7 protein-coding genes are annotated in these 15,096 nt (G+C 63.3%); 2 read left to right on the plus strand and 5 right to left on the minus strand.

The features are described from left to right. Window positions 1-2 precede the first annotated feature (2 nt). Together ASU33_RS04495 and ASU33_RS04500 are read left to right on the plus strand one after the other, a co-directional pair. The gene (locus tag ASU33_RS04495) at window positions 3-1,289 is read left to right on the plus strand and encodes a PQQ-dependent sugar dehydrogenase (protein ID WP_173664826.1); all 1,287 of its coding nucleotides are present in this window, start codon (window positions 3-5) and stop codon (window positions 1,287-1,289) included. Between the two features lie 191 nt (window positions 1,290-1,480). Further along, window positions 1,481-4,348 carry a glycoside hydrolase family 2 protein gene (locus ASU33_RS04500; protein ID WP_059068643.1) on the plus strand — a complete coding sequence of 956 codons (2,868 nt, stop codon included), beginning with the start codon at window positions 1,481-1,483 and terminating at the stop codon, window positions 4,346-4,348. Between the two features lies 1 nt (window position 4,349). Here the strand turns inward: ASU33_RS04500 and ASU33_RS04505 are convergent, their stop codons facing one another. From ASU33_RS04505 to ASU33_RS04525, 5 genes are all read right to left on the minus strand, one after another. Continuing rightward, complete coding sequence (locus tag ASU33_RS04505; RefSeq protein WP_059068644.1) at window positions 4,350-5,555, minus strand: glycoside hydrolase family 88/105 protein; 1,206 nt, start codon at window positions 5,553-5,555, stop codon at window positions 4,350-4,352. 230 nt (window positions 5,556-5,785) lie between these two features. After that, the gene (locus ASU33_RS04510) at window positions 5,786-7,447 is read right to left on the minus strand and encodes a glycoside hydrolase family 28 protein (RefSeq protein WP_059068646.1); all 1,662 of its coding nucleotides are present in this window, start codon (window positions 7,445-7,447) and stop codon (window positions 5,786-5,788) included. 58 nt (window positions 7,448-7,505) lie between these two features. Beyond that, a complete protein-coding gene (locus tag ASU33_RS04515; protein WP_059068648.1) occupies window positions 7,506-9,650 on the minus strand; it encodes a hypothetical protein in 2,145 nt (714 codons plus the stop codon). A gap of 81 nt (window positions 9,651-9,731) precedes the next feature. Then, window positions 9,732-13,472: a DUF4450 domain-containing protein gene (locus ASU33_RS04520; protein ID WP_059068650.1), complete on the minus strand. Its 3,741-nt coding sequence runs from the start codon at window positions 13,470-13,472 to the stop codon at window positions 9,732-9,734. Window positions 13,473-13,552: 80 nt separating this feature from the next. Then, a complete protein-coding gene (locus tag ASU33_RS04525; RefSeq protein ID WP_059068652.1) occupies window positions 13,553-15,073 on the minus strand; it encodes a RagB/SusD family nutrient uptake outer membrane protein in 1,521 nt (506 codons plus the stop codon). Window positions 15,074-15,096: the final 23 nt, after the last annotated feature.

Genomic DNA, 15,096 nt, shown 5'->3' on the forward strand with positions numbered 1-15,096 from the left:
CCATGAATCAATGCCGCCTACTTAGCGCTTCCGTCCTTCTGCTGGTTGGTTTCAGCATGGCCTGCAACCGCTCCGGCCAGGAGCAGCGTGCTCAGCAGGTGGGTGCAGCACCGGAGCAGTCCACCACCGCTACCGGCCGCTCTCCCCTCGAAACCCGCGATGCCAACGTGCCCGAACAGCGTCCGACTTTCCCCGAACAAACCCGGGCCGCTGCACTGCCGGCAAGTCCGGCTGTAGCGGTAACGGTGCTGGCCAAGGGGCTTTCGCACCCCTGGGCCGTAGAACCGCTACCCAACGGCGATTTGCTGATTACGGAGAAGCCGGGCAGGCTGCGCATTGTCTCGGCCACGGGCCAGCTTGGGGCGCCCATCCAGGGGCTCCCCGCGGTCTATGCCACCGGACAGGGCGGGCTGCTTGACGTAGCGCTAAGCCCCAACTTCTCGGCCGACCAGACGATTTACTGGTCGTTTTCCGAGCCCCGGGGCGCTAAAGGCAACGCTACCAGCGTGGCCAAGGGCGTGCTTTCCGCCGACCGGCAGCGCCTGGAGCGGGTGCGGGTCATCTTCCGCGCCCTGCCCGCCTACGACGGCGACAAGCACTACGGCTCCCGTCTCGCCTTCGGGCCCGATGGCCTGCTGTACGTCAGCCTGGGGGAACGCTCGGACCTCGGAATCCGGCCCCAGGCCCAGCAGTTAAACAGCCACATGGGCAAGACTCTCCGGCTCACTTCCGAAGGCCAGCCGGCGCCGGGCAATCCGTTTATCGGGCAAGCCGGCGCGCTGCCCGAAATCTGGACGGTTGGGCAGCGCAACGTGCAATCCCTGGCCTTTGACGCGAGTGGACAGCTGTGGTCCGTGGACATGGGCCCGCAGGGGGGCGACGAGCTAAACCGCCTCGAGGGGGGCAAGAACTACGGTTGGCCCCTGGTGACCTTCGGGGAGGAGTACTCCGGCGAGCCCGTCCCCAATGCCGTGACCACCAAGGCCGGCTTCGTGGACCCGGTGTATTATTGGGACCCGGTCATCGCGCCCTCGGGGGCGCAGTTCTACTCAGGCGAAGCGTTTCCGGCCTGGCGCGGCAACCTGTTTGTCGGCGCCCTCAAGGACCGGGAGTTGGTACGCCTGCAGCTTGAAAAGGGCCGCGTGACGGGCGAGGAGCGCCTGCTTTCAGACCGCAAGCAGCGCATTCGGGATGTGCGCCAGGGACCCGATGGTGCCTTGTACGTGGTCACGGATGAGTCCGACGGAGAACTATGGAGAATTGCTCCTTCGGCCGGGCCTAAGAAATAATAATGGCGCTAGTCAGGAAAATAGCTCCGGGCCCTTCTTGCTTGCCTGATGCCCCGGCAGCGGGTCGCAGTGACCAGCCGCCCGCTGATGGCGCTAAAGCAGGCGGGCGGTAGCAGGACACTACAGAACGCCCGTTGCCGCGCAGTTGGGTAGGTTGGGCAGACCAACCACTTTCGGCTGCTCACTTTGCTATGGCTAACCGTACGCTGCGCTGGCTTTGCTGCTGGCTGCTGATGGGCTTGTCGCCTGCCCTATGGGCACAACCCGCCCCCACCAAACAGGTGCAATACCTTTCGGGCACCGACAACACCCACACCAAAACCTGGGATTTTTACTGCACCGGCGGGCGGCAAAGCGGCTATTGGACGAGCATTCAGGTGCCTTCGTGCTGGGAGCAGCAGGGCTTCGGCGCCTACAACTACGGCCGCGACTACAAAACCTACGGCAAGAATTTCCGCTTCGCTGACGAGCAGGGCCGCTACCGCCACCCGTTCAGCGTGCCGGCTGATTGGCGCCAGAAGCAAGTGTTCATTGTGTTCGAGGGCTCGATGACGGACACCGAAGTAAAAGTGAACGGGCAGTTGGCCGGGCCCATTCACCAGGGCGCGTTTTACCGCTTTCGCTACGACATTACCGATAAGCTCAAGCCCGGCCAGCCCAACTTGCTGGAAGTTACCGTAAGCAAGATGTCGGCCGACGCCTCCGTGAACAACGCCGAGCGCCTGGCCGACTACTGGGTGTTTGGCGGCATCTTCCGGCCGGTATACCTCGAGGCCTTTCCGCGGCAGTTTATCTCTCACACCGCCATTGATGCGCGCGCCGATGGGGTCTTCGCCCTGAACGCCTCCCTGCGCGGCCTGCAGCAGCCCGCCCAAGTACAGGCCGAAATCCTCGACGCGACGGGCAAAGTAATTAGCTCGGCCACCGCCCCGGTGCAGCCCGGCGATACGCTGGTTCACCTGGCCACCAAGATCAGCCAGCCCAAGCGCTGGACCTCGGAGACGCCCCACCTCTACCGCGTGCGCCTCACGCTACGCGCCGGCGAGCGGGTGCTGTACCAAACAGCCGAGCGGTTTGGCTTCCGCACCATCGAAATCAGGCGCGGCAGGGGCATTTCCGTGAACGGCACGCAGGTGAAGCTCAAGGGCATCAACCGCCACAGTTGGTGGCCCGAAACCGGCCGCACCCTCAACAACGAAATTCACTTGCTTGATGTGAAGCTCATCAAGGAGATGAACATGAACGCGGTGCGCATGGCGCATTACCCGCCCGATAAGCACTTCCTGGAGCTGTGCGACTCCCTGGGTCTGTACGTGCTCGATGAGCTGGCCGGCTGGCAAAAGGCCTACAGCACCAAAGCCGGCGCGCCCTTGGTGCGCGAAATGGTGCAGCGCGATGCCAACCACCCCAGCATCCTGTTCTGGAGCAACGGCAACGAAGGCGGCACCAACAAGCAGCTCGACGACCACTTTGCCCGCTACGACCTCTCGCGCCGGCCCGTAATCCATGCTCACCACCGCCCCGGCAACCAGCACAACGGCATTGACTGCAACCACTACGAAAACTACTACAGCACCCAGAAGATCCTCGCCGATTCGCTTATCTACCTGCCCACCGAGTTCCTGCACGCCCAGGACGACGGCGGCGCTGCCGTGGGCCTGCAGGAGATGTGGGAGCTGCACTGGCAGGCGCCGCGCTCGGGCGGCGGCTTTCTGTGGGCCCTGGTGGATGAAGGCCTGGTGCGTACCGACCTGCGCAACATCATCGACGTAAACGGCGTGAACGCGCCCGACGGCGTGGTGGGCCCGCACCGCGAAAAAGAAGGCAGCTTCTTTGCCATTCGCGAAATCTTCTCCCCTATTCGCATCACGCTGGCGCAGCTGCCCGCCAAGTTCAAGGGCGTGATCGAGGTCGAGAACCGCTACCACTTTACCAACCTAGGGCAATGCCACTTTCAGTGGGAGCTGCTGAACTACCGCAGGCCCGGCGAAGCCTTGGCCGGCTCGGTGGCGGGCCCACGGGGCAAAGTGACCAGCCCCAACGTAGCGCCGCTGGCGAAGGGCAAACTAAAGCTGGAGCTGCCCAACAACTGGCAGCAGTACGACGCCCTGCAGCTCTCGGCCTACGACCCGCAGCAGAACCTGGTGTACAAATGGGTGTGGCCAACCGGTGCCCCCGCTAAGGTGCTGGAGGGCGTGGTGGCGTTGCCCGCCCAGCAGGTCGTAGAGAAAGCCGAAACCGACTCTACCCTTACGCTTAAAGCCGCTAACATCACGGTTACCTTCAGCAAGCTCAACGGCCGCATTACCGGCCTGCGCGGCAACAACGGCGACAAACTATCCTTCGGCAACGGCCCCGTGATGGCGGCCGGTACGGCCCGCTTCGTGGGCCTGCAGCACCGCACCGAGGCGGGCGGCGAAGTAATTGAAGCGCGCTACGAGGGCGACCTGAAAGCGCTGCGCTGGAAGATGTACGGCTCGGGCTGGCTACAGCTCGATTACGAGTACGCGCTGCAGGGCGACTTTCCGTTTGCCGGCCTCAGCTTCAGCTACCCCGAAAACTACGTGCTCGGGGCCAAGTGGCTGGGCAAAGGCCCGTACCGCGTCTGGAAAAACCGTCTGCAGGGCGTAACAACCAACGTGTGGGAAAACGCCTACAACAACACCCAAACTGGTGCCGCGCCGTGGCTGTACCCCGAGTTCAAGGGCTACTTTGCCGACATCAGCTGGCTTGAAATGAACACCGTGGAAGGCAAGTTTCTGGTGGCTACGCCCGACCCCGGTTTGTACGTGCGGCTCTTCGAGTTCTACGGCCTGTCGGGCGTGAAGCCGTTTCCGCCGCTGCCCACCGGTAACTTGTCGTTCCTCGATGCCATCCCGCCCCTCGGCACCAAGCTTGCCCTCAACATCGATGCCGACACCAGAAACCTAGGGCCGCAAAGCGAGCTGAACCACCTGAGCGGCCGCCGCAAGCGCACCTTGTACTTCTTCTTCGGGCTGCCCAAACCCACCGCCAAGCCCCAGCCCTACACCGCTCCGGCCAAAGACGACCTGTTCTGACCTAGGGCAGTGGCTTCGTGGCCTGCTCCATTTCGAGGCTGGCCATGATGAACGGCCCCACGCCCTTGAAGTCGTTTTGCTGCAGGGGCTCGGAGAGGTAGTACTCGTAGCTGCCGTCGCGGTAGGGCGTGCCGCCCAGGCCGCCCACGCTCACAGTGCCGTTCAGGGTCAGGGTTCCGTCGGCTTCTTCCTGCACAAATTGCTTCAGGATGCCCTGGTAGCCTTTGCGGGCCGCGTTGGCATATTTTTTATCGAGGTAGCCGAGGCGCACGCCCTTTTGCAACGCGTACACGAACATGCACGAAGCCGAGGCTTCCACGTAGTTGCCCGGCCGCCCGCCCTGGTCGGACACCTGCCACCAGCAGCCGGTTTTGGGGTCCTGGTACTTCACGAGCACGGGCGCAAGGCGCTGCAGGTAGCGCACCAGGTTTTGGCGCTCGGGATGATTCGGGGGAAAATAGTCGAGTACATCCACCAAAGCCATGGCGTACCAGCCCATGCCGCGCCCCCAAAAGTTGGGCGAGAGGCCGGTTTGCTTGTTGGCCCACCTCTGCTCCCGGCTTTCGTCCCAGCCATGGTAGAGCAAGCCGGTTTTGGCGTCTACCAGGTGTTTTTCCACCAAGGCAAACTGCTTGGCTACGTGGCTATAGCCTTCGGGCTGCTTGAACACCCGGCTGTACTCGGCCGCGAACGGCTCGGCCATGTACAGCCCATCGAGCCACATTTGGTGCGGGTAGCGCTTTTTGTGCCAGTAGCCGCCTTCCTTGGTGCTGGGCTGCGCCTCTAGCTGCTGCTGCAAGGTTTGCGCAGCCTGCTTGTACTGCTCGCGGCGGGGCAAATTTGGTTGCTGCATCAGCGTGAGCAGCACCCGCCCCGCGTTGATGTTGTCGAGGTTGTAATCCTCGCGCTTGTAGCGCTGAATGCTGCCGTCGGGGTTGATGGCCTGATCCATGGTGCGCACCACGTAGTTGAGGTAGCGGGGCTGGCCGGTGCGCTGCCACACGCGCTCTACGGCCTTGAGCATAAGGCCATGCTCGTAGCCCCAGCGGGCGGCTTTGTTGCGCACGGCCGGCACGCTATCGGGGTACCACCGCATAAACGAATCGGCCATGCGTACGGACCACGGTTTGGCAGCCGGAGCCTGGGCCGCAGCCAACTGATTTACGAGCAGCAGTAAGGCTAATAGCACAATTTGGTAGCGCGTCATACTTAAGCAAATGCCCGCACGGAGCATGGTTGATGGTTGTGAAAAACCCAAGCCCTGATTACCAACCGACCTTCAAAGACCCTATCCAGCGTCCTGAAGCCGCATAGTCAGGCAAAAGGTAAATCCGTTTAGGATAAATCTTTGCCTTTTGCAAGCGCAGTTGGTAGGGCTTCGGATGGTAACCGGGTTTGCTGGGAGTCGCTAAGCGGCAGGTCGCAATGCCTAAGCGGCTATTGCCGGGCCAGCGTCAACACTTTCTTCTTCACGCCGGCGCCGTATTCAACCGCCTGCCTAGACTTGCTGGCATCGGTGTTGCGCAGTTGGACGTTCCGGGCTTTTTCGGCGCCCGACACGCGCAGCAGTACGGCGGCATCGGGTGCGTACCGGATACCATCCAGCTCAACGTTTTGGCTGTTGTGCACTTCCATCACCGGATCCGTGTCGCGGCTGAGGAAGGTCACGTTCCTAAGCCGAATCTTCTCGGCCTCGATGCACACCAGGCCTTTGTTGCTTTGCAGCACGGCGTTGTCCAGGATGATTTCCTGAATGGCGCGCTCGGGCAGCCCGCGCACCATCAGGCCGGTGCGGGCGCCGTTGCAGGTAATGTTGCGCATCGCGATTTTGCGGAACAGCGGTGTTCCCTCCCCCACGGGCAGGGCGGGCGAAACGGGTCGCTCCTTGGAGCCGGCCACCTGCGGCGTGGGGTCTTTGATCATGTAGTACATGTCGAACAGAATGGCCTCGTTCAGAATGTCCTTCATGTCCACGTTCTCGATGAAGATGTTCTCGACCACGCCGCCGCGGCCGCGCGTGGTTTTAAAGCGCAGGCCAATATCGGTGCCAATGCAGGTGAGGTTCTGCACGTGGATGTTGCGCGCCCCGCCCGACATTTCGGAGCCGATTACGAAGCCGCCGTGGGCGCGGTACACCGTGCAGTTGCGCACCAGAATGTTCTCGGTGGGCATGGCGCGCTGCCGTCCCTGCTCGTTGCGGCCCGACTTGATGCAGATGGCATCGTCGCCCACGTCGAAAATGCAGTTCTCCACCAGCGCCCGGTTGATCGACTCCAGGTCGAGGGCGTCGGTGTTGGGCGTGTAGGGGCCGTTGCGCACGGTTACGTTGCGCACTACCACGTCCTGGCTCATCATGGGGTGCAGCGTCCAGGCCGGAGAGTTCTGAAACGTAACCCCCTCAAGGAGAATGCGCTGGCACCGGTCGAGTGCCAAAAAATCGGGCCGCAGGTGGTCCTTTATTTCCTCGAAGTCCTGGATGTTCTGCTTTTCGGGGGTAAGCACGCCGGCTTCCTTGGTGGTGGCGCCTTGCAGACCCTGCGCCGAGGGGTACCAGCGGTCCTGCTTTTCGTTTAGCACGCCGCCCGAGGCCACCAGCTGCTTCCACTCGCTTTCGGTGCTGCGGCCTTTCTGCACCATCCACCAGGCCTCGCCCGCGCCATCGATGATGCCGTGCCCCGTAACGGCTACGTTTTGCAGATTCTGGCCGTAGATGAGGGCCTGGTTGCGCACGGCAGCCAATCCTTCCCAGTTGGTTTTAATCAGCTTGTAATCGGAGCGCTGATCGGAAAACTGCAGCAAAGCGCCGCGGGCCACGTGCAGGTTCACGTTGGAACGCAACTCCAGGCCAGCGGTGCGCCAGTGCCCGCGCGGCACCAGTACCACGCCCCCGCCGACTTTGCTGCAGGCCTCAATGGCCTGCTGAATGGCGGCTGTGTTGGCCGTTACGCCATCGGGCACGGCGCCGTACTTGGTAATGGCAAACGTATCGGCCCGAAACTGAGTGAGGTTTACCTTGGGCAAGGTGGGCGCAAAGCTCTGCGCGGCGGCTGAGCCGGCCGTTAGCAGCAGGGCGGAAAGTATCGGAAGGGCTTTTTGCATGGTGGGGTGGATGCGCCTGAGCGCGCTGGGGTAAATGGGTTGTGGCAGGCGGTGGCACCTAGGGCATGGGCTTCAGGCCCTCCCACTTCACCGTCCAGCCCGTCGGGATGCCGGGGTTGGGCGTTTTGTTGCCGTCGTAGCCGGCGCACATAAGCGCCACGGCGGCTAGTAGCCCGCCGTTGCCGGGCAGGTACACGCGCAGTCGGTCATCCTGGAAGTTGTGCCCGTTGGGCAGGTAGGTGTTCGTGCGGATTGGCATTAGCAGCGCATCCACGGCTTTGTCGGGGAGCCCCAGGCGAGTAGCCGTCATGGAGGTCATCGGGAAATCCCAGCCCCAGGTGTGGTTCCAGGTCCAGTCCTTCCACACCAAGTCGAAAGTGCGACGCATGGTGTTGGCATCCTGTTGCCCGGTGACGGGCATCATACCTAGGGCACCCAATACCGAGGGGTGGTCGGTTTTGAACTCGGGGTTGGTGTAAGAGTCGGTGGCGCTTTCGGTGGCCAGGTACACGCCGCCTGCTTCGGGCAGCTTCGAGAGCTTTTGCAGCACGGCATCCCACTTTTGGTTGCGCGGCAAACCGGCCCGCTTGCGCCACTCCTGGGCGGTGTTCAGGGCCCAGTTCCAGTACACCAGCTCGTAGGTGGGATTAAAGGTTTCTTCGGCCTTAAAGCGCTCCTGCGCCGGAATGAGGCCTTTGCCGAGGATGAAGCGGTCCTTCTCCTTTTCATAGAAGGGGTACGAGGCCATGAAATCGGCGGTGGCAAACACCAGGTCCTGGTACTTCTTCTGCACAGCGGCGGTATTCCGGTCGCGGCGCACCAGCTCGGCCATGTGGATGAAGTGCGGCTGCTGCCAGATCAGGAACGCGCCCACCGACGACGGTGCTTCACGGCCCTCGTTGTCGGTCATTTTTTGCCAGCGCACCCCCTCGAAACCTTGCCGTTGGGCAATGGCTTTGGCCCCGGCTACAATCTCGGGGCGCAGGTACCAGTCGAGGCTTTTCTCGAGCAGCTCGGTGCGGCCCCACAGCCCGTAGTGCATGGCGTGCCACCAGTGCATTTCGAGGTGGGGCTTGCCAAACCAGCTGTTGTAGGTAAGGCCGGTTTCTTGCGGCGGAAACTGCCCGGTTTCCTGCGACCGGATGAGGTACTGCGACAAAATCATGCGGCGCTCCAGCTCCTTGGCGCGCGGGTCGGCGGTGGCCCCGAAGTCAATAGCTCCGCCACTTTGCCAGAAAGCTTTCCACTTGCTTTGGCTGTTTTTCTGGGCGTCGGCAAACGTGGGCACAGCGCCTAGGTCGCGGCTGGCAAAGCGGGTGCCCAGCTCCAGCACGTCCTGCTTGCCGCCGGGCGTTAGCACAAATTCGTGGGGTTGGCCTTGCGCGAGCTTGGCGTCGCCGCTCCAGCCGAAGCTCACAAAGTACTGGTCGTTGTCGAGGCGGTGCGACACTACCGCGCCCTTGCCCTTTTGCGACTCGATACGCGACGTGTGCTTGTCGGCGTGCTGGTAGTTTACGCCTTCGTCCGTCCACTCGGCCGTGGGGTACGGCAGGCGTAGGGCTACTTTCAGCCGCTGTTGCCGCAGCAGCGGCGACTTCACTTGCACGGCCACGAGGTCCTGCTCCTGGTGGCCCACCGTCAGCACGTCAACGGGCGTGCCTTCGAGGGTAAAATGGCTGCGGATTTCGCCCGTCCAGGGGTTCAGCTCCTGCCGAATGTCGCGCAGGTCTTTGATGGTGGCGCGCGAGCCGTCTTTCTTCAGCAGAACAAACCCTAGGTTGCCCAGCTGCAGGCGGTGCGGGTTGGCCCGTAGGAAATCCACCGCGCCTTTGTTGCGCTCGGGGGCTTTCACCTGCACCGTGTAGGGGATCTTGCGGCCGTTGAGGTCGTAGGTGCGTTGGGCCTCCTCCACCTGGTAGTTCTGGGTGTTCGGGAAGCTGTGCCAGCCCCACTCCGACTGCGTACCCAGGGGCACGCCCTTCTGGTAGTACTCCGGAAAGCTCTGCAGGCCGGTAATGTCGGTGGTGAAGGCAAAAGCGCCGTTGCCTACGGTGAGCGACGACAACGAATCGGTACGGGTGTTCAGCACTTTGTGGCGCTCAACCACGGCTTGCCGGTTGATGGCCTGCGCCAGCCCCTGAGTGCTGGTCAGGGCTACGGCACCTAGGCCAAGCAACGAAAGAAAAAGGCGGTTCGGGAACATGGGCGGAGGGCAATGCGGCGCTGCTGAAAGCGCCTGGGTGGGGCTTGCTGGGCGCGGTGGCTCCCAGCAGGCAAACTGAGGTTAATTGCGGTTGAGGGTCACGCTCATCAGGCCGATTACCACATCGTTGGCTAGGGCGCGCACGGTGAGGCTTTTGAGTTTTTTGCTCGGGTCGAGGGGTAAATCGAGCACGGTAGCGGCCCCGCCCTCAACGGTGCGGGTGCTGAAGCCTTTGATGCTGCCGTACTCCTTGAACTCGCGCGTGATCAGGCCCGATTTCAGGTGCACGCGGAAAGGCTTGGGCGCGCCCGTCTGGAAGGCAAAGCCGTCGTCGGCGTAGTCCTGCTCAATGGGCCACCACGTGTCGGGGTTGCGCAGCGGCAGCGTAGCGGTGCTCCCATCGCTGTACTGCACCACCACCTCGCCATTGGTTAGCTGGCTTTGCATGGGGTTGGTGGAGCCGGCCATCAGCAGGTAGGCGTGCGAGGCGCGGCCTTTCAGGGGCACGGTTGCCTGCTCGGGGTAATTATCCCACTGCGACACGAACAGGATGTTCTTGGCGCCAGCCGCGCCGGGCGTTTGCAGCGGCACGCCCACGGGCAGTTGTATCTCGTTGTTGGCGCCGGCTTTCTGGCGCAGCCCCGCGTCGTCGATCTTGGGCAGCACGAGCGGGTAGCACCAGTTGCCGATGCCCTGCGTGGGCAGCTGCAGCGTGGGACCCGCCGGCCGCGGCGACACGTACTTGTCGGCCCGGAAGATGTTGCCGACCTCGTCGTTGAAGTAGCGCCCTAGGTCAACTTTCTCCCACTTGCTGGTGACAGCGGCGGGGCGCGTCCAGGTCAGGAGTTGCTGGGTAGCCACGGGCTGGCCGTTTACCTGCAGGCTGAGGTGGTTGCGGCCGGTACTGGCGTGAGCGGCCGGAATGGTAATCAGCTCGGAAGCACCTAGGGCCGCGGCGGTTACGTTGGTGGTGTAAGCCGCTTTGCCGTGGTTTAGCTGCAGCTTGCCTTGCAGCGGCGTGCCCGCATAGTTCTGCACCCGGAAGCGCAGCGAGCCATCGGCCTGCTCGGTGTAGCCCACGATTTCAGCGGTGGGTTTCACGCGCAGGCGCAGCGGCTCCCACCACGACAGCGCGCCCTGCTGCAGCTGCACGAAAGCCGTGCGGCTGCCCTGCTCGCCCGCTACCTGGGCCGTTAGCTCGCCACCGCTGGTGCGCACCTCCCGCAGCACTTGCTGCGGGTCGAATACCTTCAGGATACTCGCCTGCGGGAAACGGGCCGCGTACGTGCTGCCGCGGGGGTAAACCGTTTCGGGAGCGGCTACGGCAGGTGCCTCGCCCTGCCAGTAAATTTCAACCACGTAATTGCTAGCGGGCTCGGCAGCAATTTCGATGGTGGGGCGCCCTACCGCATCGGGCAGGTTTTTCCACTCCGCGGGGCGGCCGTTTACCTGCACGCCCTGCACGTTGGCAGCGCGGGCGGGCACTTGCAGGCGCAGCTTGAGCGGCTGCGGCAAGCGCGAGGCCAGGGTGTAGGTTTCGCGGGTGCCCTCGCGCCGGAAGTCGAAGCTGACATCGGGCACCGTGAGGGCCGCCTGGTTCCAGGCCGAAGGCAGGCCGGGGCGCACCAGCAGCGTGCCGCTGAGCGCGTCGGGCCGGATGCCGAACAAGCCCTCCACCAACGAGCGGGCCGCTACGCCAATGGGGTCGGCAAAGTCGCGGTAAAGCTCGCCGCGGTTGGCATCGTAAAACGATACCTGCTGAAAGTTGCCGGGACTGGAGCCCAGGTACATGCTTTCGAGCAGGGCGCTTTTCCAGAGCTTAAACGCTTCGTCGGCGCGGCCGGCCTGCCAATTGGCCAGCGTGGTGTGCAGCACCTCGGCCAGGGCCACGTTGTTGATGGACCAATCGTAGGGCTGCCAGTTGGTGGTTGAAAGCAGGTAGTAGCCGTCGTCGGACAGGCCGGCGGCGCGCACGGGTATGCGCGGCAGCTCGCTTTCCACGTAGCGCAGTGCCTGATAGGCCTGAAAAGCATCGGGCACCTCCGAGTCGAGGGCGTGGTACACTGTCCAGAGCCCCGCTGCGGGGTGCAGCTGTTTCAGACCTAGGGCATCCTGGTACTCGGCGTACCAACCCTTGGCGGGCATCCAGAGGCGCGAGTTAAGAGCTTGCTTGATGCGGGCCGCCTCCTGGCGGTACGGCGCGGGGTCCTGGCCGATGCGCGAGGCCAGTTCGGCGGCCATCTGGTTGGCCAGGTAGTTATAGGCCGAGGAGTGCGTAACGCCGCCGCCACTGTACTGCAGCGCATCGGAAGCCCAAATGGCGGCGTAAGCGTCGTAAAGCCCATCGCCGTCGGGGTCGAAGTTGCGCTTTTCCCAAGCCAGGTGGCGGCTGAGCACCGGCCACATCTCGCGCACAAAGCCTAGGTCGCCGGTCCAGCGCAAGTGGCGCAGCAGCTCGTCGATGAACACCAGGTTCATGTCGTAGTGGTGCGGGCGGAAGTCGCCGCCGGGGTTGCGGCTGATGTAGCCCCGGCTGAATACCGCGTTGCCTAGCTTCTCCTGGTGGCGGGCCAGGTTCAGGGCCGTATCCATGGCTACCGGGCCAATTTCGGGCTGCTCCAGCTGCGACTGCGCGTAGGCTCGAAAGTGCTGCCTGGCGCGGTCGTGCCAGCCCAGCGGATCGGCGGCGTAGGGGCCGCGCCAGCCGTTCAGGCGCATGCGCCAAGCCACCGCGCCGTGCATGTACGAGGGCTCCTCCCAAATGGCATCGGCGGCTACGCTAAGCGCCCCACCCAGGGTATTCAGGAAAGGATCGGGCGTGCTCACCTTCACGCGGCCGGTTAGCTGCCGCCGGGCCTGCTCGGCGGCGGTAAAGGCTCTAGGCAAATCAGCGTAGCGCAGCGGGGTGCTCTTGGCCGAGGCCACTTCAGGAGCTTTCAGCACCGCGAAGTACAGTGCCTCGCCTTGCTTCACTCCTACTTGCCCAGCTACAGCCGGTGCATCAGCCACGCTAGCGGCCCACAGCGCCGCGGGCGTTTCCTGCTGGGTAGCATTGGTAACCCGGAGCTTGCTTTGCGTGGGCATCACTCCTTGGAGCTGCCGGCGCGCGGCGGTACCGTTCGGGGCTTTTACTTCGGCGCCGTAGGCCAGCGCAAAGCTGCTGCCGCTGAGCGTAATGCTGTTGCCGCGGCAGTTTTCGGGCTTGAGGTAGAAGTTTGATTCCGGGTCGGCGCCGATGTCGCCGTCGCGGCTGAACTTTTTACCTGTTACGCCGCCAAACGCCCACACAAAGCTTACCTGATTGGGCGCTACGTTTTGAAACTCGGCCTTCACCAACGCACCCTCGGCATCGGCCATGGCCAGCACCGTGAGCAGCAGCCGGCCCTGGGCACCTAGGATTGGATCCTGGATTTCATAGAGCATGGCGCCGGGGCGGTAGCGCGCCTCAATCTGGCTGGCTTGCGTAAGCCACTTGCTTTGCCCGCCGGCCAGCAAGCCAAACTTCAGATTACCACCCATGCCCGGCAGGTACAAAGCAAACTCGGGCAGGTCGCCGGCTTCCACCCGGAAGGCCGTGTTCGTGCCGTAGAGGGCGCGCGTAAACCGCCGGTTGCCGTTCCGGATAACGAAATCCTCGCCCTCGGGCTGGTAGCGCAGGCTGCGTGGCTGGTGGTGCCACAGCCCAGGCTCGGCAGCTACTTGCACTTGCGCCTGGGCAGGCGTTGCCAGCAGCGCTAAGCCAGCTAGCAGCAGCTGCCAGGTGCGGTTAGCCTTGGGTAAACGGGTTGCGGCCGGGTGGGCGCCGAAGCGGCTTCTGCTCATCCTCTCAGGGGTAAGAAAACGGCCCGGATACTCTTCTGACTAAAGATATCCGGGCCGAGTACTAGGTATGCTGCCAGCGGTTAGTAGCCCGGATTCTGCTCGTACAGGTACGAAGAGGCAGCCAGCTCCTGCTGCGGCACGGGGTACAACACATCGTTAGCGTTGAGTGGCTTACGAATGCGGTTGCGGGTATCTTCCTTGGCAATCCAGTCGTTCATCACGGTCAGCATCTGGCCGGTGCGCACCAGATCGTGCCAGCGCAGGCCTTCGCCGGCAAACTCGCGGCGGCGCTCCTCGAGCAGGGTGCTGAGGTTAACGCTGGTGAGCGGGGCGGTAATGCCCGCGCGGGTGCGAATCTGATTTACGATGGTGAGGGCCTCGGCCTGGCTGCCGCCCCCACCCTGCAAAATGCACTCGGCCTTGAGCAGCAAGATGTCGGCGTAGCGCATCACGATGAAGTTGATGGGCCAGTCGGTGCGCGAGGTGCCGCGCTTAGGCCCGTCGATGTACTTCTTGAAAGCGGCGCGCGATTCGGTAACGCCACCACCGGTGTAGCCGATCTGGTAGGTAAACGCCTTGCGCTGGTCGCCGGTCGGGTACGAGCGCAGCAGGTCGTCGGCGGCGGCCCGCAGCTCGTCGCCGGTGCCGAAGGTAGTACCCACCCCGATGGAGGCGAAGTAGTTGTTGTTGACTAGGATGGACGGATAACCGGCTCCCAGGCCCGTGCCGCCGCTCAGGTACTGAATATCAAATACCACCTCGCGGTTCCCTTCGTTGGTGTACGAGAACACGTTGGCGTAGGGGCTGCCGGCCGTACCGGCCGCGGTAACGAGCGAGTACTGGTTGCTGGCAATTACCTCGTTCAGCAGGCGCAGGGCGGTGGCGTAGTCGTTGGTGCCCAGGCCGGGGCCCTGGATGTTGTAGGTAGCACCCGAGCGCGTCATGTAAGTAAGCGCCAGGAAGCCCTTAGCGGCACCCGAAGTAACCCGACCGGCCTCGGCGGCGGGGTAGCTGGCGGGCAGGTTGGCCGCGGCGTACTCCAGGTCGGCAATCATCAGGTTATAGATGTCGGCCACGTTGGCGCGCTGGATTTTGGCGACTTCCTGCGGCTCCAGCGGCTTGTCGATCAGCGGCACGCGGCCGAAGTAGCGCACCAGATCGAGGTAGAAAAACGCACGCAGAAAACGGGCTTGCGCCTCGGTGCGCTTGCGCAGGTCCTCCGTGAGTACCGAGCTGTTTTTCTCGAGCTGATCGAGCAGCACGTTGGCGCGGTAAATCCCTAGGTAGTCAGCGCTCCAGGTATCGGCCGGGTACTCATTGGCCACAATGCCAGTGGAGAAGTTGTTGATGGGCTCCCAGGTGCGCAGACCCTGCGTGCTCACGCCGTAAATGTTGTCGGAGCGGGTTTCCGACATAGTCAGCGTGCGGTCGGGGTAGTTGCGCAGGGCGCTGTACACCGCCGTCAAGCCCTGGTTGAAATCGTCGGGCGACTTGTAGAACGTGGGCACCGAGCCGGACGAGATGGGCGCCTGATCCAGGTCTTCGCAGCCGGTGGCGGTGAAGAGCGCGGCGGCCGCAAGCAGGAGAAAAATCTTTTTCATCGGGAATGTCGAGAGGAAGTGAC

This window comes from Solirubrum puertoriconensis (genome assembly GCF_001483135.1).
Taxonomy (GTDB): domain Bacteria; phylum Bacteroidota; class Bacteroidia; order Cytophagales; family Hymenobacteraceae; genus Solirubrum; species Solirubrum puertoriconensis.